The sequence below is a fragment of the Aliiroseovarius salicola genome, assembly GCF_027891095.1.
Lineage (GTDB): Bacteria > Pseudomonadota > Alphaproteobacteria > Rhodobacterales > Rhodobacteraceae > Aliiroseovarius > Aliiroseovarius salicola.
Map to the genome: position 1 here is coordinate 362338 of NZ_JAQIIO010000002.1, position 23517 is coordinate 385854.

Below are 23517 nucleotides of genomic sequence, written 5' to 3' on the forward strand. Positions count from 1 at the left end.
GTTTTCTGGTGTGTGGATCACGCTTGGACAAATCGCTCACAACCGGTTTCCAATTTGAAACACCTCTTTCAGGACAAAGGCAAATGCCGAAAGACGTTGCAGGTGTCTGGGTTGTACCGGGTTCATGCCAACAGTAAGCTGCATAAGACTATGAAAGGAAACCTCCATGAAAGCGCTTTTGCCAGATATCGATCCCGACGGGATGCTCGAATTCTCGGTGGTGTTTACCGATCGATCGCTCAACCATATGTCCACGGCGTTCCAAACGGTTATGAATGATATTTCTGCTACGCTGAAAGAGGTCTACGCGGCCGATGCAGTGGCGTTGATTCCGGGGGGCGGAACCTACGCAATGGAGGCAGCTGCGCGCCAGTTTGCCACTGGAAAGCGGGTGTTGGTGATACGAAACGGGTTCTTTTCATTCCGTTGGTCGCAGATCTTCGAAATGGGTGGTATCGCGTCGGACGAAACGGTGATGAAAGCACGCCGTGTGGGCAACGCCCCAGATGCTCCGTTTGCCCCAGCCCCTATTGACGAAGTCGTGGCGAAGATCCGCGAAGAGCGGCCAGAAGTCGTGTTTGCCCCCCATGTGGAAACGGCCTCGGGGATGATCCTGCCTGACGATTATCTGAAGGCGGTGAGCACCGCCGTGCACGAGGTCGGGGGGATCTTTGTCCTCGACTGTATCGCTTCCGGGTGTATTTGGGTCGATATGAAGGCATGTGGTGTCGATGTGTTGATCTCTGCGCCACAAAAAGGTTGGTCCGCACAGCCTTCTGCCGGGATCGTGATGATGAATGCGCAGGCCCGCGATATGGCTAAAACGGCCCAATCGACCTCTTTCGCTGTGGATCTGGGCAAATGGCTTTCGATCATGGAAGCCTATGAAGCAGGCGGGCACGCCTATCACGCGACCATGCCAACGGATGCTCTACGCGCCTTTCGCGATGCGGTGCAGGAAACCAAGACCTATGGTTTCGAGAAGCTTTGTGATGCGCAGTGGGAGCAAGGCCGCCGGGTGCGGGCTGCTCTCGCGGAACGGGGGATTTCTTCGGTTGCCGCAGAGGGATTTGAAGCACCGGGTGTTGTTGTCGCCTTTGCCCCGAATGAAGAGATCAAGATGGGCAAACCTTTCGCCGCCGAGGGGGTGCAAATCGCCGCAGGTGTGCCGCTCATGTGCGACGAAGGTGATGATTATCAATCCTTCCGGCTGGGGCTGTTTGGGTTGGACAAACTTTATGATGTCGATGCATCTGTTTCGCGGTTGGAAGAGGTATTGGACCGCGTTCTTTGACATAAGATCGACAAAAAAAGGCGCTCTAATAAAGAGCGCCTTTTCGATTCCTGATGTCGAAAATGTCAGGCCTTGCCTGCAGCCATCATCGACAACAGAACATAAATCACAGCCACCAATCCCAGGGCAACAAGCCCCACACCCGGCAGACCCATGGTCAGGAAGCCGCCAGCCAGTGCGACGATCACCAGGAGAATAATACCCCAAGCCATTTTCTCTTCTTTGGCTTCAGCCAGTTTCTGTTCGGCGGTCAATTCGGCAGCCATTCGCGTTTCTCCTTCGTAAAGCGTGCGGCCTTATGCTGCACGGATTCAGGAAAAGGAATGTGGCATTTGTGGCTTGCGCCAACCTGTCGCATTTGCCTTGAAAAAGGAAAGTGATTTCAGCGTGGCCCGAGGCCCGCACGCATTACCGATTTGCGCATTGGGGCAACGTCATGCACCGCTTTCAACCCCATCAATCGTACCGCCTGCAGCACTCCATCGCCGGAACGGGTGACGCGGTTGAACAGGTCAATCACCTTTGCGCGACGGGCGATGTCTGTTCCGCGAGCCTTTTCATAGGCGCGCATCATTGCTGGGCTGCCAAGATTTCCGGGCTGCGCTCCGGCAAGATCCAATAGGGTGATGACGTCATTTAGCGATGTGTTGAGCCCCTGTGCCCCAATCGGTGGCAGAGCATGGGCTGCCTCTGCAACAACCGCCACGCGGCCTGCGGCAAGCTGGTCGGCAGTCTGCGTGATGATCGGCCAAAGCGAACGATTGCCTTCTAGATGCATCCGCCCCAACAGTCCCGTTGATCGCTGATACATGACCTCTTCGAAATCAGGGACAGGCATGTTCATCAACTCAACCGCTCGTGGCCCTTGGTTCATCCAGACAATTGCGGACGCATTGCGTTCGTTGATGTCAGGCAGCGGCACGATGGTGAATGGACCACCTTCGTTGTAGACCTCGGTTGAAATATTGTCGTGTGGCTGATCGTGGGTGACGGTGAACGCCAGTGATTTCTGGCCATAGCGGGTGGTGGAGACCGTGATGCCAACGGCCTCTCGCAGCGGAGAAAATTTACCGTCCGCAGCAATCCCCATACGGGCCCGAACCCGGTCGCCATTATCTAGCGTGACAATGATCTCTTCAGATCGGTTCACGATGGATTTGAAACCCACGCCGTATAATGCGGTGATGCGGGGCTGGTCCTGCAGATACGCCCAGATCTCGCGGCGCACGACCCAGTTCATCAGGTTCCAGCCGAAGGGGTCGTTGCTCATGTCAGAGGCTTGAAACACCCGGCGGTCACGGATTTCCGGTGGCCAGCCCACCGTGTCAATCACAGCCAGCTGGTCCAGCGGCTTGGCGTGCGGGGCCAGAACGTCCCACAGACCAATCCGGTCAAACAGACCCCGTGCGGGTTGCAGGAACGCTGTTGAACGCAGGTCGGATTTTTCGTCCCCTGCTGTGGTGACAGGCACAAAGGGATCAACCAGCACCACGGAAAAACCCGCAGCGGCAAAGGCGCTTGCGGTGACCTGTCCGGCGATGCCGCCACCCGAAATGAAAAGATCTGCGTGATGGTCTGCCATGTTGAGCCTCATGCAATCAAACGAGAGAGAAATCTCGTCAGGTCATCAGTGTGGTGGTGAATATGGTCTGCTGGGGTGGCCTCTGGCGCCACATGAACGGTGCACATGCCCAGCTCATGCGGCACAGCCAGATTGCGCGGGTCATCTTCAAACATCGCCGCTTGTTCAGGCGTGATGCCATCGCGGGCAAACACTGCATCAAATGCTGCGCGGTCGGGTTTCGGGTGGTAGTCCGCGTGCTCTACCCCATAAATCGCGTCAAATACTCCCGCCAACCCCCGAGCCACGAGAACCTGTTCAGCATAGGGGGCGGAACCGTTGGTATAGACAATGCAGCGACCGGGTAGCGCGCGAATGCCGGATGCAAGCAGCGGGTCAGGTTCCAAGGCGTCGAAAGAGATGTCGTGAACATCGTGCAGATAAGGGGCAGGGTCCACGTTATGAAGTCGCATCAGGCCAGCCAGAGTGGTGCCGTGATCCCGCCAATAGGTGTTGCGCAAGTGGTTGGCCTTGTCCCGATCCACATTCAGCTCACGCATGACCCAATCGGTCATCCGAACTTCGATCTGATCGAAGAGCCGGGCCGAGGGCGGGTAAAGGGTGTTATCGAGGTCAAACACCCATTCCGAAACATGTGAAAACTGATCTGCCACCATGGCGCAAATCTATCCTGCCGGGCCACTCGGGGAAAGAGATGAAATGCTTTGGTGCCGCATCTGCGACAGGATGTGGCGGAGGGGGGTTTGCTTTGTCTCAGCCTGCGTGCATAAATTGCCCAACGAGAAGGCCGGGAGGTTGAGGTGGCAGATTTGAGATCGGGGCAGAAAGATGCCTATGAACTGATCCTGGAAGCAATTGATGTCGGGATCTACAAACCGGGTGATCGCCTGGTCGAAAGCGAATTGGCAGACAGGTTTGGTGTGTCGCGCACCCCAATCCGCGAGGCATTGCAACGGCTTGAGACGCAATCGCTTCTGACACGAGATGGTCGAAGCCTGATTGTTGCATCGCTCAACCACAACCAGCTGGCCGAGCTTTATGTGGTGCGTGCCGAGCTTGAAGGGCTTGCCGCGTCATTGGCTGCGCAACACGCCACACCAGAGGAAATCCGTGTATTACGGGATATGGTTGAAGAGGATCGGAAGCGTTTGGATGATCCAGCGGCCCTCGCGCGCTCCAATCGCCGGTTTCACAAGCAACTGCATCTGGCATCGCATAACCGCTATCTGGTGCAACAGCTCGACTTGGTGCATCGCACGATGGCGCTGCTTGCCACCACGTCGCTCGCGGCAGAAGGGCGCAGTGAAGTGGCCGTGGCAGAACATGATGCCATTGTCTGCGCTATTGAAATACGGGACCGTGCTGCTGCCAATGATGCTCTCAAGACCCATATTTCACGGGCGTTTGAGACCCGACTTAAACTCGATTCCGCGGGCGATGGTGGGTTGTAATTGGACCTGAGAATCGGCTCGTTTTGTGCATATCAAACTTCCCGTGTTGCGTTTTGTCCCAGTAAAAGGGGCGGGTGACAATTTCGACAAATCCCTTGAGGGCAGCGACTGATGCCAGCGGGTAATAGAAATGCAACGTGGGAACCCACCAGCGCAGCCAGCGGTGCTTTGCATTGCTGATGGCCTGTACACCAATTGCGATTGTCAGCAGTTCGGCGGCCATGAACGTGACCCCAAGAATAATGAACGCCGGATCAGGTAAAACACCACGAAGAGGGTGAGGCAGGCCAAGGGGAAAAGCCCAGAATGTCCACAAGAATGGGGCCAGAAGGACGCCGGACAGGGAGCCCAGAAAAATCAATTGGAAGCCCAGGAACTTCCTCCACCCCAGATCGGCAAGCAATCGCAATGGCGCGCGCATATGCACCCCATATGTCATCGCATAGCCTTTGATCCAGCGAGAACGCTGCTTGACCCAGGGCCAGACACGGCAGTTGGCCTCTTCTTCGGTGACTGTATCAATCAACTCGGTGCGATACCCATGTCGTGCCAAGCGCACCCCAAGATCCGCATCCTCAGTCACGTTATGGGCGTCCCACCCACCAAGCTCTTCCAAAGCGTGTCTACGGAAAAACAGGGTGGTGCCACCTAAAGGAATGGCCATGCCCATTTTCTCGACACCGGGCAGAACCAATCTCCACCAACTGGCATATTCCACGGTGAAACACCGGCTGAGCCAATTGGTGCGGGCGTTATAAAAATCGAGCTTTCCTTGCAGGCATGCCACCTCCTGCCCACGCTCGGCAAATCGTTTTGCCACCTTCAACAGCTGATCCGAGGCTGGCGCATCTTCGGCATCATACACACCAACAATCGACCCCCTGCAAAAGTCGAGCGCAAAATTCAGGGCTCTGGGTTTGGTTTTGACCACACCGCGGGGCACGATGACCTGCCGCATCCAGCGCGGGAGTTTGGCATGTTTGAGGGTTTGTTGGGTCAGGTGATCATCCTCTTCCACCACAAGGCATATCTCGAGCAACTCTCGTGGATAATCCAACCGTTCCAGTCGCTTGACCAGACGCCCGGCGATTTCGCGTTCTTTATATAGCGGCACCATGATCGAGATGATGGGCAGACAGTGTGGTTGCTGTGTACTGAGCTGGCATTCGAGCTCGAGGTCTTCGGCATTTTGGTGCTTCCAGAACAGGATACTGGCCACGAGCTTTAATGCTGAATTCATGATCAGGCTCAACACCGCCCAACCGACAAGCAAGAAGAACCCGACTTGGGTGGAATAGAAGAATGTTGCAGCAAGGATCAGAGCGACAAGAACGGCGTACCGCAACACGGCTTTTGGGTTCCAGCCACGGCAGCTCTCATGTCCCGAAACACGGTTTTCCGCACGCTGGGTAAGGGTCCGGTGCCGCATGGCCACGAGCCGTTCCAAAATATCCTCCTCTGGCGCGATGGCCAGAAATGTCCGGCCCCAGTGCTTTGGAAACTCTTGCTGAAGCGTCTCAAAATTGTCCGGTTGCGAACAAATGACAACGGTACCCGCCCCGACTTTTTTCCACGGAATGATGCGGTTTCGGATACAGAAATCTGCCCCGAGATCGTCGATCAGGCGCACGTCAGCAGGTTCACTGTGCAAATCCGCAATGGCACAATTGAATTGCCGGGCCAGCGCTGCGTAAAGATCAGCGCGACGCACAAAGTCATTCGCCAGAAGAATATCACCGAGCCGTGCCTCGTGCCGTCTTTGCAGACCCATAGCGATTTCAAGGTTGGGTTTGGACAGGGCCCCCATTTCCATCAGCACCTGACCTAATGGTTTGCGGGTCGGGTGCCGTGCCTTCTGCGAAGCCGAAGGCAACTCATGTGTGTGAACAAGGCGAAGCGAAGCTGCGGGCATGGAACCGGATCTCTGTCAGACCGGATTACATTGCCCGTGGATAGGTTAATGCCCGGTTAACCCTACCCATAAATGGTGAGTTGTTGACGCTTTAACCAAAACCGGCCCGCAGCAGTCGCGCGGGCCGGGATCAATTTAGATTGTGGATGCGTTACTTGCGGGCATCCATAGCCGCTGCGAACCGTTCAAACAGATAGTAGCTGTCCATTGGGCCAGGGCTGGCCTCGGGGTGATACTGCACGGAAAACACCGGGCGACCCTGCATCTTGATGCCACAGTTCGATCCGTCAAACAGCGAGATGTGGGTTTCAAGCACACCTTCGGGAAGGGTCTGGGCATCAACCGCAAATCCGTGGTTCATCGACGTGATTTCCACCTTGCCCGTGTCGTGATCCTTCACAGGGTGGTTGGCGCCATGGTGACCGTGGTTCATCTTGATGGTCTGTGCACCAAGCGCAAGTGCGAGCATCTGATGGCCCAGGCAGATGCCGAACACAGGCAGATCGGTCTTGAGGATCTCCTGGATCATAGGCACAGCGTATTCACCGGTGGCAGCCGGGTCGCCGGGACCGTTGGACAGGAATACGCCGTCGGGATTGTGCGCCAGAACCTCTTCTGCGGTTGCCGTTGCAGGCAGAACCGTCACTTCGCAGCCAGCAGATGCCAGGCAGCGCAGAATGTTCCGTTTTGCGCCAAAGTCCAGCGCTACAACCTTGTGACGAGGATTCTCCTGCTTTGGGTAGCCATCCGGCCATGCCCACCGCATTTCATCCCATTTGTAGCTTTGCGCACAGGTTACATCTTTCGCCAGATCCAGCCCTTCAAGACCAGAGAACCCGCGCGCTTGCGCCACCAGAGCTTCAATGTCGAACTGGCCCTCTGGATCATGTGCGATTGCCACATGCGGAGCACCCTGTTGCCGAATGACACGGGTGAGACGACGGGTGTCTACGCCCCCGATACCGATGCGGCCGCGTTTGGTAAGCCAGGCGGTCAACTCTTCCACCGACCGCCAGTTCGATGGTTCGGTTGGATCCCATTTCACCACCATGCCCGCTGCGACGGGATCTCCGGTTTCATCATCTTCGGGTGTCACACCAGTGTTGCCGATATGAGGAAAGGTAAAGGTTACGACCTGACCGGCATAAGACGGGTCGGTCATGATTTCCTGATAGCCGGTCATTGCTGTGTTAAAGCAAAGCTCGGCTGTGGTGGTTCCAGTTGCGCCAAATCCCACACCGTAGAATACGGTGCCATCCGCGAGGGCAAGGCAGGCGGTGGGGGTGGCGGTTTCAGGGGTGCTTTCAAGGGCAGGGGCAGCTGACATATTCTCGACTCCGGCAGGTCAAATTGGCGCGAACCTAAGGGGCGCGAGCGGGTTGGTCAAGAGGTGGCGTGTCGGGTGGGAAAAATCACATATACCCTTATTTCAAAGGGTTACCCCTATATGTAGGGTGTTGCCCAAAAAAGCCCAATTCGATACATTCAGGCTTCGGACCAACAACGGACCAAAGGACATGGATATGCGTGCCCGTATAAACGACGCCCTGAAGACGGCGATGAGAGACAAAGACGCCGTTCGGCTGTCGACCTTGCGCCTGATCAACGCTGCGATCAAGGATCGTGACATCGCGTTGCGCGGTTCAGGTGATGAAGGCGGAACTTCTGATTCTGATGTGATGGCAATCCTCGGCAAGATGGTGAAACAGCGCCAGGAAAGCGCGCGCGCCTATGAAGAAGGCGGACGGCTTGAACTTGCCGAAAAGGAACGTGGTGAGATTTTGATCATCGAAGACTTCCTGCCCAAGCAGTTGACCGAGGAAGAGACCGCTGCCGCTGTCGCCGAGGCAATCGCTTCCGTCGGCGCAGAAAGCATCCGTGATATGGGCAAGGTGATGGGGGAACTCAAAGCCAAATATACCGGGCAGATGGATTTCGGTCGTGTTGGCCCCATGGTCAAGGACAAGCTGGGTTAACTCCGCGCCCGCTGCAAAACGCAAAACCCCCGCCGTTCTGCGGGGGTTTTTTAGTGTGAAGTACGTATATCTCGCATTGTTCTGATCAGGTCTTTGTAGAGCAAAGGCCGTTCTTCTTCCGACAGAAATGCTCCAATTTCCACTTCCCGCCCATCCCCTTCGAGCGTGATATAGTCCGGCACCGGACCTTTGGTCTCGTGGCGGTGTACTGTCACCCAGTATGGATTCGCTTCCCACGCCGCAAATGCTCCGCGGGGTCCGTGACGCGTCAGGGTCATGCGATCTGGCCAGATTTTAAGAACTTCCAGGATTTCACCATCCCGGTAAGAGCGCTCAATAAAATACCACAATATCCCAATTGTCCCCAGCAGGATGGGTAGAAACAACCACAAGCTCGAATGCCCAAGCAACCCGAGCAGGGGGAGTGTGAACGCAGCTGAAGCCACCCCGATCACCCAAACGAACCCGCGCCGGGGCAGCGAACGGTAGGGCCAGAGATGTATCTCGAATTTGGGGGCGTTTCCCCCCTCGGCTTCTATCCACTCATACGGCATATCTGATTTCGCTCCGGCTGGATTATCCGTCGCCCCTTCCTCTTGCCAAAAGTATCCCGGGGGTCTGGGGGCAGCGCCCCCAGCCTTCCCTCAAAGAAAAAGGCCCGGACGCTTGCCCGGGCCTTTAAATTAATTTCTCACCTTAGTGCGAGTGGCCCTTATCCCACTCTTCCTGCTTCGGCAGGATTTCAAAGGTGTGCTCTGGCGGCGGGGTGGGCAGGGTCCACTCCAGCGTATCCGCATATTCGTTCCAGTAATTGTTCTCGGTTACGCGTTTTCCCTTGAGCAGGGTGTAGAACACGATGCCGATGAAGAACACAAAAGACGCAAATGCGATGAAGGCACCGTAAGAGCTGATCTTGTTCCAATAGGCAAAGGCTTCCGGATAGTCGATGTAACGACGCGGCATGCCCTGACGGCCCAGGAAGTGTTGTGGGAAGAAGGTCAGGTTCACACCGATGAAGAACGTCCAGAAGTGCAGCTTACCGGCCCACTCTGGGTACTGACGACCTGACATTTTACCGATCCAGAAATAGACCCCGGCAAAAATACACATCACAGCACCGATCGACATCACGTAGTGGAAGTGAGCCACAACATAATAGGTGTCATGATAGATGCGGTCCACACCAGCCTGTGACAGCACAACGCCAGTCACGCCGCCGATGGTGAAGAGGAACAGGAAACCAAATGCAAAGAGCATCGGGGTCTTGAACTCGATTGATCCGCCCCACATGGTCGCAATCCAGGAGAAGATCTTAACACCTGTGGGGACAGCGATGACCATCGTGGCCAGCATAAAGTAGGACTGCTGGGTCAGCGACATGCCAACGGTGTACATGTGGTGAGCCCAAACAACAAAGCCGATCACACCAATGGCGATGATCGCCCAGACCATCGGCAGATAGCCAAAGATCGGTTTGCGGCTAAAGGTGCCAATCACGTGTGAAATCAGACCAAAGCCCGGCAGGATCACGATATACACTTCCGGGTGGCCGAAGAACCACAGGATGTGCTGATAAAGGACCGGATCACCGCCACCAGACGGGTCAAAGAAGGTGCCGCCAAAGTTACGGTCGACCAGCAGCATGGTGATGGCGCCTGCCAAAACCGGCAGCGACAGAAGGATCAGCCATGCGGTCACGAAGACCGACCAGGCAAACAGCGGCACTTTGAAAAGCGTCATGCCCGGTGCGCGCATGTTCAGGAAGGTGGTGATGATGTTGATTGCACCCAGGATCGAAGAGGCACCCGAGACGTGCACCGCAAAGATCGCCAGATCCATGGAATAACCGCCTTCGGTGGTCGAGAGCGGTGGGTAAAGCACCCAACCAACGCCAGACCCCAGTTGGTCATTGCCACCCGGAGCGAGCAGCGAAGCCACACCCAGCGCAACACCCGTAGCATAGAGCCAGAACGAGAGGTTGTTCATCCGTGGGAAGGACATATCCGGCGCGCCGATCTGCAGCGGCATGAAGTAGTTGCCAAATCCACCGAAGAGGGCGGGGATCACCACGAAGAACATCATCAGGACGCCGTGATAGGTGATCATCACGTTCCAGAGGTGTCCGTTCGGGGTACATTCGGCAGTTGCGTCTGCAAAGAAACGCGCGCCTTCCAGACACATGTACTGAACGCCCGGATCCATCAGTTCCATGCGCATGTAAACGGTGAAGCTGACAGAAATCAGACCCGTCAGACCTGCCAGAAACAGGTAGAGGATGCCGATATCCTTGTGGTTGGTGGACATGAACCACCGGGTAAAGAACCCGCGATCATCGTGGTGGTCATGGCTCGAAACGGCTGCGTCCGCCATAGATACCTCCCTATGGGATTAAATTTTGGGCCGAAGAGTCACTCCGCCCGGTTTTTTAACGTGTTTAATATGGGAAGGGGGCAGGGCGCAACGCCGCGTTGCAGATGCATTGCGAAAAAAATGCGCCCCGGACAGGTATTTACCCGCCGGGGCGACATGTCGCAGGTGCAAAAGGCGTCTTTTGACGCCCATTTGCGAAAATTGTTTAGTTGGTCGCCGCCGAATCGCCTTCAGCAGGTGCTTCTTCCATAGCCTCTTCCGAGGTCTCTTCCATGGCCGGGGCAACGCTTGCCAGATAAGCGATGATGTTTTCCGGCTTCTTCCATTTGAAGGTCATTTTCGTCTTAGCTTTGCTGTCATCCAGCTGCTCTTTCAAAAAGCCTTTCGGGTCCATGATAAAGGCGGCCAGAAGTTCTTCGGTCCAGACGGCTCCGGTTTCACCCAGAGCAGTGATCGACGCACCGTATTTGAAGTCTTCTGCGCCACCGATCTGACGACCCACGATGCCATACAGGTTCGGGCCGGTTTTGCCGCCCTTGAAGATCACTTCACCTTCCGGGCTGACAACAGTGTGGCAGGCTTTGCATTTCTTGAAGTCTTTTTCGCCGGCAGCTGCATCCCCTTCGGCTTGGGCACCAGTGGCCAGAGCGAAGAGAAGGGCGGCGGAAGTAAGAGCTTTTTTCATCTTAGTCCTCGTGTTTGACAGATCCACGCGACGCAGCGTGAAATTCATTCCGAGGCGGAGACTGCTACAAAATGGTGTAAAATAAAAGGGTTTGAACTGTGACGAATTGTAACGGAATGAATCCGCCGAAACCCTTAACATGGCAAGGAAATTAAGGGGAATTGTCACATCACGCGCTGTTAAGATCATGGATGCCCGAATCGGCTTGGTGATGCCATTGAAAACAGGGGGAAAGATCGGGTGTGCTTGATTTGGCATATCCCCCGGATTGGCGTTTTGATGAATAACGCCTGCACACACATTTGGCATACTGCGCCTCGGTAAGTCCCCAGAATGTGAACCAGAGTGATCTTGAACCGGAGCGCGTTTTGAGCACTCGTCTTCGCGGCAGGTCTCTCAACGGCGCAAATCTTTGGCGAAAGGACAACCAACTGATCCGCAAGACGCCAGTGATTCCCGTTAAGCACGGTCATGAAGGAAAGAACGGTGCGAAGGAAGAACGACCGGCCTGATTTTGCGAGCAAAGGCGCATTCCGATCTTGTCCGCTTTGCTGCCGTGTCAGGTCTTGAAGGTATTGAGATCTGCCTCAAGTCGGCGTTTCATTCCCCCGTTGCAGATGGGTTTGAGGTTCTGAACATCTCTCTCGGGGCGCATGGTTTGGGAATAACCAAAACCAAAATGGGGCTAACGGAGCGCGTTCACCAATTTCGAGAAAATTGATGGGGAGCGGGACACTTAATGCGTCTGCTCCCCATGATGCGTGTCTAAGTTTGACCCGGTGCAGGATCTACTCAGGTTGACTGCTTTTGTCGGTTGGATTTTTATCTGAATCCCCAGCGGTGGCGTCATCAAAATTGTGCCGGTCGTCAGCGGTGTCGCCAGGCTCGTTGTTGTTTTGATGGTCGCTGCCTACCCCGTGCCATGAATTAACGAAATCGGCCTCGTCGGGTACGGTTGTGCCTTGGGCGGCTGTCCCCACAATAACTGACATCGCGAGTACGGAAATAAAGCTCTTCATTGTTTCATTCTCCCATCCGAAGATTTGCTCGCCCCCTTCGAGCTGCATCGACGGTATGAATGAAATTTGAAAAAATTGGGGCAACCCCACGTTCCAGAGATTTTGGCGATTTCCCGCTTATTGGTGAAATACGTTCCTCAGAGGACCGATGCAATTCTCGGAGGTCTGGTGCGGCGGGTGGGCCCCTCTGTGCGAGCAAACGTGATGCTTACCCAAACACTTCGTCAAAACAGCGCCTCAGCGCCACATCTACATCATCCATCGTGACAGGCAGACCCAGATCGACAAGGCTTGTCACCCCGTGCTCTGTGATGCCACAGGGCACGATGCCCGAGAAATGCTCCAGATCCGGTTCCACGTTGATCGAGATGCCATGAAAACTGATCCATTTGCGCAGGCGCACACCGATCGCCGCAATCTTGTCTTCGGATTTCGTACCCAAAGCGGTCAGCGGTTTGTCGTCGCGGACAACCCAAACGCCGACACGACCGTCGCGTTTTTCGCCTGTCACATTGAACTCAGCCAGCGTCTTGATCACCCAGTCTTCTAATGCGGCCACAAAAGCGCGCACGTCGCGGCCCCGTGCGCCCACGTCGAGCATTACATAAGCGACGCGTTGTCCCGGCCCGTGATAGGTATATTGTCCGCCGCGTTTCGACGAGTAGACAGGGAAGCGATCCGGCGCGACCAGATCCTTGGGATCTGCCGAGGTGCCTGCGGTATATAGAGGCGGGTGTTCAAGCAGCCAAATCAATTCACCCGCTTCGCCACGGGCCATGGCGTCGGCGTGGGCTTCCATGCGGGCCACGGCTTCTTCGTAATCAACCAGCGTATCAGCGGTTTCCCAGGTGACGGGGGGCATGTTCTCAGGTGCATTCATGAGGCATCATGTGGCAGTGAATGAGCCGAATGTCAAAATCAGCAAAAACTTTTCACCTTCCCGCGCTTTTACTCTTCACATCCCCCGCGCCCTTCGCTATATCGCCCCTCACCAAGCCTAGATGTGCGGTCGTGGCGGAATTGGTAGACGCGCAGCGTTGAGGTCGCTGTTCCTTAACAGGAGTGGAAGTTCGAGTCTTCTCGACCGCACCATTTACCCCCCTTACAATGTGATAAGCGTAAAAAAGCCAGTAGGCGATTACACTCGCAGGGAAAACTTTGCCTGCTCAATCAGCTGCGTTATGCTGCCAGCATGACAGATAGCGCTGACATTTCACTGCTCACATCTCTTTTCAACGCGGCCATCAAGGCGGCCAACCCGGAGCACGCTCTGGCACGTTACCTTCCAGCGCCTCCCAAAGGGCGGACGGTGGTGATTGGGGCGGGCAAAGGGGCGGCGCAAATGGCGGCGGCGTTTGAGAAGCTTTGGGAAGGCCCGGTCGAAGGGGTGATTGTCACCCGCTACGGATATGGCTGTTCTTGCGACAAAATCCGCATAATGGAGGCCGCACATCCTGTGCCTGACGAAGCCGGTCTTGCGGCGAGCGAGGCGCTTTTTGCCGCTGTTGATGGGGTAACCGAGGATGACCTCGTCATTGCGCTGATCTGTGGTGGAGGATCGGCGTTGCTGCCATGCCCGCCCGACGGGATGACCCTTGCGGATGAGCAGGCGCTTAATCAAGCGCTTTTGGCTTCCGGTGCTCCTATTTCTGCGATGAACGCGATCCGCAAACATATGTCAGGTATCAAAGGGGGGCGGTTGGCGGCAGCTTGTCATCCTGCAAAGCTGGTCAGCTTGATTGTGTCCGATGTGCCGGGGGATGATCCGGCCCAGGTTGCCTCCGGCCCGACCGTGCCAGATCAGACCGGACGAAAAGATGCTTTGGCAGCCATTGAAGCCTATCGTATCTCGCTGCCCGATCACATCATTGATCATATAAAGAATGGCGCAGCGCCCAATCCGTCGCATGCCAATTTTGTTGGGAATGAAGTGCATGTGATTGCGTCAGCCGCCAAGTCACTCGAGGCCGCAGCTGAACGAGCGGGTGCCTTGGGCCTTCCTGCGGTGATCCTGTCCGATGCCATCGAAGGTGAAGCGCGCGATATTGGCCGGATGCACGCGGCCATTGCCCGCGAAGTGGCAGAAAAAAATCGACCGTTCCCTGCACCGGTTGTGATTCTGTCTGGTGGAGAAACCACCGTCACCCTTCGCGGCAAGGGCTGTGGTGGGCGCAACACAGAGTTCTTGCTGTCGCTGTCGCTGGATCTGGATGGAATGGAAGGGATCAGCGCACTTGCGGCGGATACAGACGGGATTGACGGATCAGAGGACAATGCCGGTGCCTTTGCGGATGGCGAGACGGTGGCCCGGTTGCATGCGGCAGGTCGCGACCCGCTGGCAATGCTGGCCCGAAATGATGCCTATACCGCCTTTGATGCAATTGGGGATCTGTTCAGCCCTGGGCCAACCGGCACCAACGTGAATGACTTCCGTGCGATCGTGATCCATAAACCCCCGGAATGATGGTTCAGGAGGGGTGATCCAGCCATTGGTTCAACTCTTCCACCATCTGTTCCAAGCCTCGTAAATTGGAATAGATGCGGATCAGTGGTCGCGAGCTGCCATCCTGCAATGTGAGTATTGGGCGATAGGTGACGCTGCGATCTCCATCACTGTCGCGACCGACATGTCTCTCGATTTCTGCGTGGTCGATTGATGAAAGCTGAAGGCTGTCTTCGACATACCCCATAAAGTCACGACGTCGAAAGGTGGCAACCCCCGAAGGGCGGTCAAAGATAACTTGAACGCGGGCTGTGAATTTCACGAGGAACAGAAGCGGAATGGCAGAAAACCCGATGAACATCACACCGGGGAAAATATCTTCTTTAAACAGGAATAACCCTATGCCCGAGAACATGAGGATCATAAAAATCATCCCCGCGCCCATGAGCCATGGAATATGATCAAGGATAAGTTGATCTTGTGTTTTCGTCGTGACTTTCATGGAAACGCTCCAGTTAGGATAAATACTAACCGGAGCGTCTGGGTTTTCAAATCAAGAGACTATGCAGCAAGCGCATCAACGCCTGCTTCGGCTTCCGCCAGCCCATTGGGGCCCGCCGCTCCGATCACTTCGACATTTGTCAGGCCCAGGAAACCGATCATTTGTTTCAGATAGGGTGTGGCGAAGTCATAAGGGGAACCAACCGGTGTGCCGCCAGAGGCGAGGAGCACAACAATGCGCTTATCCTTCAACAGACCTTCCGGCCCGTTTTCGGTGTAGCGAAAGCTCACGCCAACACGGGCCAGGTGATCGAGCCAGGTTTTCAGGGTCGACGGGATGGTAAAGTTGTAGACCGGAGCCGAGATCACCACGGTGTCGGCTGCATCAAATTCTGCAATCAGCTCATCTGACAGGGCAAGGGCGGCGTTTTGCTCGTCGCTGCGGGCTTCGGGCGGGGTGAAGGTGGCGCCGGTCCAGGTGGCGTCCAGATAGGGCAGACCATGTGCCAGGTCGCGGGTGGTCACCTCACCCGACAGGCGGGTCATGTAGCGGTCTGCCAATTGGCGGGATACCGAACCTTCGGTGCGGGCGGAGCTGTCGATACGCAAGATCTTGGTCATTACAGGAACCTTTCAGTCATTATTTCGTGTTGGCATCAACATGGTTCTCTGCAAAAATGAACTCAATATGGGATATGTCACATTAGATGTGCGTAGTCGCACAGTTGAGGCAAGCACTGGATCGAGAGGGTTGCATGGAGCATTGGGATGAAATCAGAACGGCCTATTATGTTGTGCGTGAAGGTACGGTAAGCGGCGCTGCTGACGCACTTGGTGTTCACCATGCGACCGTGATCCGACATATCGATGCGTTGGAAGAGCGTCTGGGTGTAAAGCTGTTTCAAAGGCATGCCCGTGGATATACGCCAACCGAAGCCGGGGCCGATCTCGCGCGGGTTGCGCAGACCACAGATGACCAGTTTTCTCAACTTGGTGGGCGATTGCGCGGGCAGGGCGAAACGGTGACCGGAGAGCTTGTCGTGACTGCGCTGCCCTCATTTGCCGAACGTGTTGCACCAGTACTGGTGCAATTTCAACGAGACCACCCCGAGGTTCAGGTGAGATTTCTGACCGATGCTCGCGTGTTTCGTCTTGAGTATGGCGAAGCACATGTGGCGATACGCGCGGGATCTGCCCCGGAAGAGCCGGACAACGTGGTGCAGCCGTTCTTTACAATGGAGATCGGGCTTTATGCTGCCCCTTGTTACGTGGAACGGTTCGGACGCCCGACCATGGATACGTTGGGAGATCATCGGTTTGTAGGGTTTGCAGACCTCAGATCTCGTGCGCCTTTCATGCGCTGGCAGGAAAAACATGTGCCCCTCGAAGCGGTACATTTTCGGGCAACGGATGACCGGGGATTGATCGCTGCGGTGCGGTCAGGGGCCGGGCTGGGTTTTATGGCGACGTGTGACGCCCATGGGCTGGTTGACGTGATGGACCGGCAGCCAGAATGGAATGCGCAAACCTGGCTGGTCACTCATGTGGATCTTCACCGCTCGGCCAAAGTTCAAGCGGCGCTTTCCGCCTTCAAGGCAGCGGCAAGGGATTGGAGACGGGACGAGAAGGGTATTCAGCTTTCATGACGCGATCCGAAAAGTTGGGGCATTTTGTGATGCTGTGCTTTTCCGCCTTGGTTGCTGGGTCACATGCGCTGGGCGGGCTTGTGGCGGGGGACATGGCACCCCTGCCGCTCATGACGTTACGATTTTTGTTGGCCGCAATAGTGATTGGAGCTTTGGTTGCAATCGGCCCGGGGTTTCGCGGCTCTGATTTTCGCGCATCATGGAGATACCTGCTCGCTGGAGGTATCTTCGCCACCTATTTCGTTTTGATGTTCGAGGCACTGAAAACGGCCCCTCCGGTCAATACCGCTGCCCTGTTCACATTGGTGCCCGTTTTTACGGCAGGGTTTGGCTGGTTGATCATGCGGCAAGTGACCACCGGCCTGATTGCCTCGGCTTTGGCTATAGGTGCAGTCGGAGCGCTTTGGGTGGTGTTTCGAGGGGATCTCGGCGCGCTTTTGTCGCTGGATCTTGGATATGGAGAAGCCGTTTATGCACTGGGTGTCGTCGCTCATGCGATTTATATTCCCTTGTTGCAGCGTTTGAACCGGGGTGAGCACGGTCTGGTCTTTACATTTGGTGTGCTGATGGGGGGTGGGTTGTTACTGCTTGTCTTGTCTTTTGGCGCATTGATCGCAATTGACTGGTCGACAGTGCCGCTCCGCGTCTGGTTGGTGCTGGCCTATCTTGTGGTGTTTTCCACGGCGATTTCATTCTACTGCCTTCAGTTTGCCTCCAGTCGTCTGCCCGCTGCAAAAGTGATGGCCTATGGGTACCTGACCCCGAGTTGGGTGATCTTGTGGGAGCTGGCTTTGGGGCATGGTGGACCGAGCCCGACCATCTTCGTGGGTATCGCCGTGACGGTGGTCGCACTCTTGATGCTATTGCGAAGGAAGGGCGCTGCTGCTTACGCATCAACGCGCTGATGGTTGCCTCGTTTCGCTCGGGAGGGGTTTCACCCCTCGCGGCTTTGCCGCTCACCCCAGGATATTTTGGGGCAAGAGGAAGATGGCGATCAGCTTTCTGAGAGTTGAGTTTCGAGGAATTGTTCGAAATCGTCGAGATTGACAGGTTCGAACTGGCCAAAGCCCTGCATCCAGACCGAGGCTCCTTTGAGACCGTCAGGTTCGAGTTTGCACCATTTCACCCGACCGCGCTTCTCTTGGCTGATCAATCCTGCCCGGGTCAGGATTGTGAGGTGTTTGGAGACAGCGGCGAGGGACATCTCAAACGGCTCGGCCACATCGGTGACGGCCATGTCATCTTCCAGAAGCATGGTCAGGATTGCCCGCCGGGTTGGGTCGGCGAGGGCGGCAAATATGAGGTCGAGATGCGGACTGGGCGGGGTGTTCATGTTGATATGCCTATGGGGAGTGGCGCGGATCGTCAACCGATCGGTTGAATTTGCGAAATTGAAGGGAAATCGCGCATTCACAGGGGTGGGGGAGGCAGAAAGAGTTGCGGATAATTTATTTATCTTTTATTATCAATGCATTGACTGGATTAATGTTGGCGCTAAACAGCGTTGACTCATAACCCCATCCCCCTTAGCAAAGGCGCAACTGTTACCACTGTGCTCATCCGAGGGTGATCCATGTCCAACGACCCCGATCCTGAGCGTCTGAAAGCGCTTGAGGCCCGCCTGAAAAAGGCGAAAGGGGCAGAGGAAGAGGAACACAGCGGCGACAAGGCCTACAATCAGGCGCAATATGCCTGGCAGATGGTCATAGAGTTGATTGCCGGTCTTGGGATCGGTTTCGGCATCGGATACGGGGTTGATGCGCTGTTTGGCACAAAACCGATTTTCATGGTGCTGTTCATATTGTTGGGGTTCGCGGCCGGTGTGAAGGTCATGCTAGGCACCGCGGCCCATATGCAGAAGACACCGGATGCTGGTGAGGGGAAAACCTCTGACACAGGCTCCGAAGAAGAAAAAGGGTAAGACAGGTGGCTGATCAAAGCGCAAACAAAGGGTCTGGCGGTATCGCCAAAATCGCATTCTTCGCTGTTCTGGCAGTTGTGCTGGTCTCGGGCCTGATCTTTGCTCCGGAACATGCGGGTCTGGCGATCCACCCGATGGATCAGTTCGAGCTGACGCCGCTCTTTGGTGGCGAGCATGTGGGCACCTTTACCGTGACCAACCAAACCCTGTGGATGGGCCTCGCAATTGTGGGCATCATCCTGTTGCTGGTGGTTGGCACCTCGGGCGGCAAAGAAGTTCCGACCCGCAGCCAGTCTGTGGCCGAACTGGCCTATGGCTTTGTCTACAAGATGGTTGAAGACGTAGCTGGCAAAGACGCCGTTAAGTACTTCCCGGGCATCATGACGCTGTTCATGTTCATCGTGTTCGCCAACTTCCTTGGCCTGATCCCGATGTCCTTCACCCCGACCTCGCATATCGCGGTCACCGCCGTTCTGGCCATGATCGTGTTCGTCTTTGTCACCGTGCTGGGCTTCGTGAAAAACGGCGCCGGTTTCCTCGGCCTCTTCTGGGTTTCCTCGGCGCCGCTGCCGTTGCGCCCAATCCTGGCCGTGATCGAACTGATCTCGTATTTCGTGCGCCCGGTCAGCCACTCTATTCGTTTGGCTGGTAACGTGATGGCCGGTCACGCCGTTATCAAAGTGTTCGCAGGCTTTGCCGCAGCACTGGGCCTCTTTGGCTTCTTCCCGATCCTCGCCATCTCGGCCGTCTACGCACTGGAAGTGCTCGTGGCCTTCATCCAGGCTTACGTGTTCACCATCCTGACATGCGTATACCTGAAAGATGCTCTGCATCCGTCGCACTAAGACGGTTGCAGCCCGCTAACACACACTAATTCAAGCATTCCAACGTAAGGAGAAACGAAAATGGAAGGCAATATCGCTCAAATGGGTCAATTCATCGGTGCAGGTCTGGCAGCTATCGGTTCGGGTGCCGCCGCTATCGGTGTGGGCCACGTTGCTGGTAACTTCCTGGCCGGTGCTCTGCGCAACCCGTCGGCTGCTGCCGCACAGACCGCCACTCTCTTCATCGGTATCGCATTTGCAGAAGCCCTGGGCATCTTCTCGTTCCTGGTTGCTCTGCTGCTGATGTTCGCCGTCTAAGACCTGAACCATCCTTACGCCGGGGTGGGTCACGACCTGATCCACCCTAAGTAACTCGGTTCCAGGAGAGAAGACATGGCAAGTAATACTCAAACCACGGATGCTGCACACGGCGCTGCCGAATCTGCAGGCATGCCGCAGCTGGATTTCTCGACCTTCGGGAACCAGATCTTCTGGCTCGTGGTGACGCTGGTCGTGATCTACTTCGTGCTGTCCAAGATTGCGCTGCCGCGCATCGAAGGTATCCTTCAGGCACGTCAAACCCGGATCACCAACTATCTGACCACTGCCGAAGAGATGAAGCTGAAAGCCGTTGAGGCCGAAGCTGCATACAACCAGGCGCTGGCGGATGCCCGCACCGAGGCCAACAAGATCGTGGCCGAAGCGCGTGCTGAAATTCAGGCTGAGGTGGATGCCGCCGCTGCCAAGGCAGATGCCGAGATCGCTGCAAAGGCCGCTGAAAGCGAAGCTGCCATTGCCGAGATCCGCGCAGGTGCTGTGGACAGCGTCAAGGCTGTGGCCAAAGATGCCGCCAAGGAAATCCTCGGCACATTGGGTCATTCGGCTGACGCCAAGACCGTTACCGCGGCTGTGACCGCTCGGATGAAAGGGTAAGGACATGATGAAACGCGTTCTCACCCCGCTCGCCCTGATTGCTGCTCAACCGGCTTTTGCCGCAGGTGGCGGGCTGAACCTGGCCAACACCGATCTGGTAGTCTGGCTGGCCTTCCTGCTGTTTGTGACCTTCCTGGGTTACATGGGCGTGCACAAGCTGTTGGGCGGTAAGCTCGACGAACGTGCAGAAGGTATCAAATCCGAGATCGAGGAAGCACAGAAGCTTGCAGATGAGGCCCGGGAAGTTCTCGCGTCTTACGAGCGCAAGCAAAAGGAAGTGGCTGAACAGGCTGAGCGCATCGTCGCCCACGCCAAGGAAGAAGCCGCCAACGCTGCTGAACTCGCAAAGGAAGATCTGAAAGCTTCGATTGCGCGCCGTCTGGCCGCCGCCGAAGATCAGATCGCATCAGCCCAAGCTGCCGCTGTCAAGGAAGTGCGCGACAGTGCCGTTTCCGTGGCCATCGATGCAGCTAAGGACGTGATCGCAAAGCAGATGACTGCGACCGATGGCAACAAGCTGATCGATGCCGCCATCAAAGACGTGGAAGCCAAGCTCCACTAATCGCGACCGCGACACAAGACATTGAAAACCCCGGCTGCACAGAGATGCAGCCGGGGTTTTTGTTTTTTGCAGCTTGACATATTCTTGAATCGGAATATGTATTCATGAACGCTTAAAGGAGAAAGCTCATGAATGCTCAACGTGCCACGATGTCTATCGCAGGTCTTTTCATTTTGATCAGCCTGCTGCTCGCGCATCTTAATGGTCAGATCAATTTGGGAGAGGTCAGCTGGTTGTGGTTTATTGCATTTGTAGGTGCTAATTTGTTTCAATCCGGGTTGTCAGGGTTTTGCCCACTGACACGTATCCTGGTTCGCTTGGGTATGCGCGCTGCCTGACGATGGTGTAGCAGAACCCTACTGACTGCGTTCGTGTTCCAGCCTTTGTTTGGCAATTTCCTCATTTCGTTCAGCTCGACGCATGTCGGAATATGCTTGAGCAACGAAATTCAGGTGATCCTCAACGGCTTTACGGGCGCGGTCAGGGTCGCGGTCTTGAAGCGCGTCATTAATCTCGCGGTGTTGATCGAGAAGGTCCGTGCGCGTGTTGTACATCTGTACAACCACCTGTCGGTTATAGAATACGCCGCGCTTCAACAAATCGAACATTGCCCGCATCACATGGACGATCATCACGTTGTGACTGGCTTCGACAATTGCCGAATGGAAATTGGCATCTAGATCCGCCCCTTTGCCAATAGGGGCGTTTTCCATTTTGCGAAAGATACTGTCGATCACATTGAGGTCAGTATCTGATGCCAGTCGCGCCGCACGTTCAGCTGCCATTCCTTCAAGATCACGACGAAAGTCCAGATAGTCATAAACCGCTTCGTCATGACGCTCTAAAAGGCTGGTCAGTGCGGGGGAAAAGGAGCTGTCGAGATCTTCCGAGACAAAAATTCCTGAACCGGCACGGCTTTCCAAAAGACCGATGTCCTGCAACTCTGACACCGCTTCGCGCAGGGACGGGCGGGACACGCCCATCAGGTCCGAAAGGCTACGTTCTGCCGGAAGACGTTCGCCGGGGCGCAGCACACCGCGAAGGATCAGAAGTTCGATCTGTTCGACCACCGACTTTGACAATTTCCCGGCATTGATTTTCTGAAAAGGCATCTGGCACCTCGTGTAATTGGTCAAATTACATGACCACATGAGAGCGATTGGCTCAAGCCCCGTTCACGCAGTGGAGGCGACGCCTCACCCTGATTTGGTCGCAACCGGCAGGTTGGGCTATACTCAAACCGCCTGCATTTTCGGGCGACAAATGATGGGGAGATCGATATGAGCCTTCTGGTCCATTACACCCTTAACTCGGCAAGTGATCATGAAGCCCAAGCCAACGCAATGGCAACTCTGGTTGTGGGGTTAAAGGGCGAAGCCATCGAGGGGCTGGCCTATTCCTGTTTCGCGACAGACGATCCTTGCCGTTTTGTTGGCGTGCTTGAATTCCCGGATGAGGCGGTCAAAATGGCGTTTCTGGGATCCAATGCCTTTGCGGCATACCGCGAGACTGTAGGTCCACTTTTTGCAAATCCACCTGAGACCGTCGAGCTTGCTCCGATTGCCTCGACACGGGATCCGGTGTGTTTGGGGTGATTAAACCGGTGTGACAACCCTTCGGTTCACATAAAAAAGGCCGGGTGCGCGTGGCAACCCGGCCCGAAGCGATACGTCGTGTTGTATCAGGTATATGGGCGAATGATGATCTCGACCCGGCGGTTCTGCTGGCGCCCTTCCGGTGTCAGGTTCGAGGCCACCGGGCTGTGTTCACCGCGACCAACTGTGATCACGCGAGAAGAGGGTACGCCATTTTGGAACAGTACCGCCGCGACAGAGGCAGCCCGTTGGCGCGACAGCGAAAGGTTGTAGTTGGCGTCGCCCACATTGTCGGTATGTCCGATCACCTCAACATTCGAGTTCGGATAGTTCTGAAGGTTGCGGGCGAGGGCGGCCAGATCGCTATGAAGCCCGTAGTTTACCACCGAGCTGTCGGTGGCAAACAGGATGTCCTGCGGCATGGTCACGACCAGGCTTTCGCCAGTGTTCACAATCCGTACCTGATCATTGCCCATTGCGGCGTCAAGTTCGCGCGCCTGTTTGTCGAGCGACGCCCCGATTGCCCCGCCAAGACCTGCACCGATGGCCGCACCCACGGCGGCCCCTTTAAGCTTGCCTCGGTCGCGGCTCAGGGCACCGATCACGCCACCCAGCATGGCCCCGGCGACGGCTCCATCTTTGGTGCGTGGACCCAATTCACCCGTAGGCGATGTACAGGCGGTTGCAGTCATGATCGCAACGGTGCCGAGAATCAGAAGGGGTTTTGTTTGCAACATCTCTGCCGCTCCTCAATATGTTCAATTGCCAATTTCCTAACATGATACCCAATGATATCGAATAAC

At 55.8% G+C, this 23517-nt stretch carries 28 protein-coding genes and 1 tRNA gene; 14 read left to right on the forward strand and 15 right to left on the reverse strand.

Translation table 11 applies throughout. From position 1 onward, the window contains the following. The first annotated feature begins 166 nt into the window (after nt 1-166). Nucleotides 167-1294 carry an aminotransferase class V-fold PLP-dependent enzyme gene (locus O2N63_RS05420; RefSeq protein ID WP_271053214.1) on the forward strand — a complete coding sequence of 376 codons (1128 nt, stop codon included), beginning with the start codon at nt 167-169 and terminating at the stop codon, nt 1292-1294. Nucleotides 1295-1359: 65 nt separating this feature from the next. Here O2N63_RS05420 and O2N63_RS05425 read toward each other — a convergent pair whose 3' ends face one another. From O2N63_RS05425 to O2N63_RS05435, 3 genes are all read right to left on the reverse strand, one after another. Further along, on the reverse strand, nt 1360-1560 hold the full coding sequence (locus O2N63_RS05425; RefSeq protein ID WP_271053215.1) for a hypothetical protein: 201 nt from the start codon (nt 1558-1560) through the stop codon (nt 1360-1362). Between the two features lie 116 nt (nt 1561-1676). Further along, the gene (locus O2N63_RS05430; RefSeq protein WP_271053216.1) at nt 1677-2876 is read right to left on the reverse strand and encodes an FAD-dependent monooxygenase; all 1200 of its coding nucleotides are present in this window, start codon (nt 2874-2876) and stop codon (nt 1677-1679) included. Between the two features lie 8 nt (nt 2877-2884). Further along, nucleotides 2885-3532, reverse strand: coding sequence for a pyrimidine 5'-nucleotidase (locus tag O2N63_RS05435; protein WP_271053217.1), 648 nt, complete (start codon nt 3530-3532; stop codon nt 2885-2887). A 144-nt stretch (nt 3533-3676) separates the two neighbouring features. Here O2N63_RS05435 and O2N63_RS05440 point away from each other — a divergent pair, with 144 nt between their 5' ends. After that, a complete protein-coding gene (locus O2N63_RS05440) occupies nt 3677-4327 on the forward strand; it encodes a GntR family transcriptional regulator (protein WP_271053218.1) in 651 nt (216 codons plus the stop codon). Here O2N63_RS05440 and O2N63_RS05445 read toward each other — a convergent pair. Together O2N63_RS05445 and carA are read right to left on the reverse strand one after the other, a co-directional pair. After that, nucleotides 4293-6239: a glycosyltransferase family 2 protein gene (locus O2N63_RS05445; RefSeq protein WP_271053219.1), complete on the reverse strand. Its 1947-nt coding sequence runs from the start codon at nt 6237-6239 to the stop codon at nt 4293-4295. The genes O2N63_RS05440 and O2N63_RS05445 overlap by 35 nt on opposite strands. A gap of 151 nt (nt 6240-6390) precedes the next feature. Further along, nucleotides 6391-7566 carry a glutamine-hydrolyzing carbamoyl-phosphate synthase small subunit gene (gene carA / locus O2N63_RS05450; protein ID WP_271053220.1) on the reverse strand — a complete coding sequence of 392 codons (1176 nt, stop codon included), beginning with the start codon at nt 7564-7566 and terminating at the stop codon, nt 6391-6393. Between the two features lie 190 nt (nt 7567-7756). On the opposite strand from carA, the gene O2N63_RS05455 reads away from it, so the two are divergent. Further along, a complete protein-coding gene (locus O2N63_RS05455; protein WP_271053221.1) occupies nt 7757-8215 on the forward strand; it encodes a GatB/YqeY domain-containing protein in 459 nt (152 codons plus the stop codon). Between the two features lie 50 nt (nt 8216-8265). Here the strand turns inward: O2N63_RS05455 and O2N63_RS05460 are convergent, their stop codons facing one another. The 5 genes from O2N63_RS05460 to lipB form a co-directional block, all read right to left on the reverse strand. Then, entirely contained in the window at nt 8266-8769 is a 504-nt protein-coding gene (locus O2N63_RS05460) for a DUF2244 domain-containing protein (RefSeq protein WP_271053222.1), read from the reverse strand. A 142-nt stretch (nt 8770-8911) separates the two neighbouring features. Continuing rightward, complete coding sequence (locus O2N63_RS05465; RefSeq protein WP_271053223.1) at nt 8912-10585, reverse strand: cytochrome c oxidase subunit I; 1674 nt, start codon at nt 10583-10585, stop codon at nt 8912-8914. A gap of 205 nt (nt 10586-10790) precedes the next feature. Beyond that, nucleotides 10791-11270, reverse strand: coding sequence for a c-type cytochrome (locus O2N63_RS05470; protein ID WP_271053224.1), 480 nt, complete (start codon nt 11268-11270; stop codon nt 10791-10793). A 788-nt stretch (nt 11271-12058) separates the two neighbouring features. Beyond that, nucleotides 12059-12337 carry a hypothetical protein gene (locus tag O2N63_RS05475; protein ID WP_271053225.1) on the reverse strand — a complete coding sequence of 93 codons (279 nt, stop codon included), beginning with the start codon at nt 12335-12337 and terminating at the stop codon, nt 12059-12061. A gap of 160 nt (nt 12338-12497) precedes the next feature. Continuing rightward, on the reverse strand, nt 12498-13169 hold the full coding sequence (lipB, locus tag O2N63_RS05480; protein ID WP_333780724.1) for a lipoyl(octanoyl) transferase LipB: 672 nt from the start codon (nt 13167-13169) through the stop codon (nt 12498-12500). A gap of 125 nt (nt 13170-13294) precedes the next feature. Between lipB and O2N63_RS05485 the strand changes: the two genes are divergently transcribed. Together O2N63_RS05485 and O2N63_RS05490 are read left to right on the forward strand one after the other, a co-directional pair. Further along, nucleotides 13295-13381 (forward strand) — tRNA-Leu (locus O2N63_RS05485). 100 nt (nt 13382-13481) lie between these two features. Then, complete coding sequence (locus tag O2N63_RS05490; RefSeq protein ID WP_271053227.1) at nt 13482-14753, forward strand: glycerate kinase type-2 family protein; 1272 nt, start codon at nt 13482-13484, stop codon at nt 14751-14753. 4 nt (nt 14754-14757) lie between these two features. Here O2N63_RS05490 and O2N63_RS05495 read toward each other — a convergent pair whose 3' ends face one another. Both O2N63_RS05495 and O2N63_RS05500 read right to left on the reverse strand, forming a co-directional pair. Further along, nucleotides 14758-15234 carry a hypothetical protein gene (locus O2N63_RS05495; protein WP_271053228.1) on the reverse strand — a complete coding sequence of 159 codons (477 nt, stop codon included), beginning with the start codon at nt 15232-15234 and terminating at the stop codon, nt 14758-14760. Between the two features lie 59 nt (nt 15235-15293). Continuing rightward, nucleotides 15294-15854, reverse strand: coding sequence for an FMN-dependent NADH-azoreductase (locus O2N63_RS05500; protein ID WP_271053229.1), 561 nt, complete (start codon nt 15852-15854; stop codon nt 15294-15296). A 134-nt stretch (nt 15855-15988) separates the two neighbouring features. On the opposite strand from O2N63_RS05500, the gene O2N63_RS05505 reads away from it, so the two are divergent. Continuing rightward, entirely contained in the window at nt 15989-16879 is an 891-nt protein-coding gene (locus O2N63_RS05505) for a LysR family transcriptional regulator (protein ID WP_271053230.1), read from the forward strand. Next, the gene (locus O2N63_RS05510) at nt 16876-17784 is read left to right on the forward strand and encodes a DMT family transporter (protein ID WP_271053231.1); all 909 of its coding nucleotides are present in this window, start codon (nt 16876-16878) and stop codon (nt 17782-17784) included. Before O2N63_RS05505 ends, O2N63_RS05510 begins: the two co-directional genes overlap by 4 nt. 89 nt (nt 17785-17873) lie before the next feature. On the opposite strand, the gene O2N63_RS05515 is transcribed toward O2N63_RS05510, so the two are convergent. Continuing rightward, the gene (locus O2N63_RS05515) at nt 17874-18212 is read right to left on the reverse strand and encodes an ArsR/SmtB family transcription factor (RefSeq protein WP_271053232.1); all 339 of its coding nucleotides are present in this window, start codon (nt 18210-18212) and stop codon (nt 17874-17876) included. Between the two features lie 240 nt (nt 18213-18452). Between O2N63_RS05515 and O2N63_RS05520 the strand changes: the two genes are divergently transcribed. The 6 genes from O2N63_RS05520 to O2N63_RS05545 all read left to right on the forward strand — a co-directional run bounded on the left by O2N63_RS05520 (nt 18453) and on the right by O2N63_RS05545 (nt 21457). Continuing rightward, nucleotides 18453-18800, forward strand: coding sequence for an AtpZ/AtpI family protein (locus tag O2N63_RS05520; protein ID WP_271053233.1), 348 nt, complete (start codon nt 18453-18455; stop codon nt 18798-18800). Between the two features lie 41 nt (nt 18801-18841). Beyond that, nucleotides 18842-19645, forward strand: coding sequence for a F0F1 ATP synthase subunit A (locus O2N63_RS05525; protein WP_271053364.1), 804 nt, complete (start codon nt 18842-18844; stop codon nt 19643-19645). Between the two features lie 60 nt (nt 19646-19705). Next, nucleotides 19706-19942: a F0F1 ATP synthase subunit C gene (locus O2N63_RS05530; RefSeq protein ID WP_055188564.1), complete on the forward strand. Its 237-nt coding sequence runs from the start codon at nt 19706-19708 to the stop codon at nt 19940-19942. A 75-nt stretch (nt 19943-20017) separates the two neighbouring features. Beyond that, complete coding sequence (locus tag O2N63_RS05535; RefSeq protein ID WP_271053234.1) at nt 20018-20557, forward strand: F0F1 ATP synthase subunit B'; 540 nt, start codon at nt 20018-20020, stop codon at nt 20555-20557. A gap of 4 nt (nt 20558-20561) precedes the next feature. Next, a complete protein-coding gene (locus O2N63_RS05540; RefSeq protein WP_408629784.1) occupies nt 20562-21119 on the forward strand; it encodes a F0F1 ATP synthase subunit B in 558 nt (185 codons plus the stop codon). A 128-nt stretch (nt 21120-21247) separates the two neighbouring features. Further along, nucleotides 21248-21457 (forward strand): YgaP family membrane protein, encoded by a 210-nt coding sequence (locus O2N63_RS05545; RefSeq protein WP_271053235.1) that lies wholly within the window; start codon nt 21248-21250, stop codon nt 21455-21457. 18 nt (nt 21458-21475) lie between these two features. On the opposite strand, the gene O2N63_RS05550 is transcribed toward O2N63_RS05545, so the two are convergent. Continuing rightward, complete coding sequence (locus O2N63_RS05550) at nt 21476-22231, reverse strand: FadR/GntR family transcriptional regulator (protein ID WP_271053236.1); 756 nt, start codon at nt 22229-22231, stop codon at nt 21476-21478. 168 nt (nt 22232-22399) lie between these two features. On the opposite strand from O2N63_RS05550, the gene O2N63_RS05555 reads away from it, so the two are divergent. Next, complete coding sequence (locus O2N63_RS05555; RefSeq protein WP_271053237.1) at nt 22400-22714, forward strand: putative quinol monooxygenase; 315 nt, start codon at nt 22400-22402, stop codon at nt 22712-22714. 86 nt (nt 22715-22800) lie between these two features. On the opposite strand, the gene O2N63_RS05560 is transcribed toward O2N63_RS05555, so the two are convergent. After that, nucleotides 22801-23451 carry an OmpA family protein gene (locus O2N63_RS05560; protein WP_408629785.1) on the reverse strand — a complete coding sequence of 217 codons (651 nt, stop codon included), beginning with the start codon at nt 23449-23451 and terminating at the stop codon, nt 22801-22803. Between the last annotated feature and the right edge of the window lie 66 nt (nt 23452-23517).

Excerpts from the sequence above, each read along its gene's own strand:
- O2N63_RS05420 (WP_271053214.1), top strand. The coding sequence starts at position 167 with ATGAAAGCGCTTTTGCCAGATATCGATCCCGACGGGATGCTCGAATTC.
- O2N63_RS05425 (WP_271053215.1), bottom strand. The coding sequence starts at position 1,560 with ATGGCTGCCGAATTGACCGCCGAACAGAAACTGGCTGAAGCCAAAGAA.
- O2N63_RS05430 (WP_271053216.1), bottom strand. The coding sequence starts at position 2,876 with ATGGCAGACCATCACGCAGATCTTTTCATTTCGGGTGGCGGCATCGCC.
- O2N63_RS05435 (WP_271053217.1), bottom strand. The coding sequence starts at position 3,532 with ATGGTGGCAGATCAGTTTTCACATGTTTCGGAATGGGTGTTTGACCTC.
- O2N63_RS05445 (WP_271053219.1), bottom strand. The coding sequence starts at position 6,239 with ATGCCCGCAGCTTCGCTTCGCCTTGTTCACACACATGAGTTGCCTTCG.
- carA (WP_271053220.1), bottom strand. The coding sequence starts at position 7,566 with ATGTCAGCTGCCCCTGCCCTTGAAAGCACCCCTGAAACCGCCACCCCC.
- O2N63_RS05455 (WP_271053221.1), top strand. The coding sequence starts at position 7,757 with ATGGATATGCGTGCCCGTATAAACGACGCCCTGAAGACGGCGATGAGA.
- O2N63_RS05460 (WP_271053222.1), bottom strand. The coding sequence starts at position 8,769 with ATGCCGTATGAGTGGATAGAAGCCGAGGGGGGAAACGCCCCCAAATTC.
- O2N63_RS05465 (WP_271053223.1), bottom strand. The coding sequence starts at position 10,585 with ATGGCGGACGCAGCCGTTTCGAGCCATGACCACCACGATGATCGCGGG.
- O2N63_RS05470 (WP_271053224.1), bottom strand. The coding sequence starts at position 11,270 with ATGAAAAAAGCTCTTACTTCCGCCGCCCTTCTCTTCGCTCTGGCCACT.
- O2N63_RS05475 (WP_271053225.1), bottom strand. The coding sequence starts at position 12,337 with ATGCAGCTCGAAGGGGGCGAGCAAATCTTCGGATGGGAGAATGAAACA.
- lipB (WP_333780724.1), bottom strand. The coding sequence starts at position 13,169 with ATGAATGCACCTGAGAACATGCCCCCCGTCACCTGGGAAACCGCTGAT.
- O2N63_RS05490 (WP_271053227.1), top strand. The coding sequence starts at position 13,482 with ATGACAGATAGCGCTGACATTTCACTGCTCACATCTCTTTTCAACGCG.
- O2N63_RS05495 (WP_271053228.1), bottom strand. The coding sequence starts at position 15,234 with ATGAAAGTCACGACGAAAACACAAGATCAACTTATCCTTGATCATATT.
- O2N63_RS05500 (WP_271053229.1), bottom strand. The coding sequence starts at position 15,854 with ATGACCAAGATCTTGCGTATCGACAGCTCCGCCCGCACCGAAGGTTCG.
- O2N63_RS05505 (WP_271053230.1), top strand. The coding sequence starts at position 15,989 with ATGGAGCATTGGGATGAAATCAGAACGGCCTATTATGTTGTGCGTGAA.
- O2N63_RS05510 (WP_271053231.1), top strand. The coding sequence starts at position 16,876 with ATGACGCGATCCGAAAAGTTGGGGCATTTTGTGATGCTGTGCTTTTCC.
- O2N63_RS05515 (WP_271053232.1), bottom strand. The coding sequence starts at position 18,212 with ATGAACACCCCGCCCAGTCCGCATCTCGACCTCATATTTGCCGCCCTC.
- O2N63_RS05520 (WP_271053233.1), top strand. The coding sequence starts at position 18,453 with ATGTCCAACGACCCCGATCCTGAGCGTCTGAAAGCGCTTGAGGCCCGC.
- O2N63_RS05530 (WP_055188564.1), top strand. The coding sequence starts at position 19,706 with ATGGAAGGCAATATCGCTCAAATGGGTCAATTCATCGGTGCAGGTCTG.
- O2N63_RS05535 (WP_271053234.1), top strand. The coding sequence starts at position 20,018 with ATGGCAAGTAATACTCAAACCACGGATGCTGCACACGGCGCTGCCGAA.
- O2N63_RS05540 (WP_408629784.1), top strand. The coding sequence starts at position 20,562 with ATGATGAAACGCGTTCTCACCCCGCTCGCCCTGATTGCTGCTCAACCG.
- O2N63_RS05545 (WP_271053235.1), top strand. The coding sequence starts at position 21,248 with ATGAATGCTCAACGTGCCACGATGTCTATCGCAGGTCTTTTCATTTTG.
- O2N63_RS05550 (WP_271053236.1), bottom strand. The coding sequence starts at position 22,231 with ATGCCTTTTCAGAAAATCAATGCCGGGAAATTGTCAAAGTCGGTGGTC.
- O2N63_RS05555 (WP_271053237.1), top strand. The coding sequence starts at position 22,400 with ATGAGCCTTCTGGTCCATTACACCCTTAACTCGGCAAGTGATCATGAA.
- O2N63_RS05560 (WP_408629785.1), bottom strand. The coding sequence starts at position 23,451 with ATGTTGCAAACAAAACCCCTTCTGATTCTCGGCACCGTTGCGATCATG.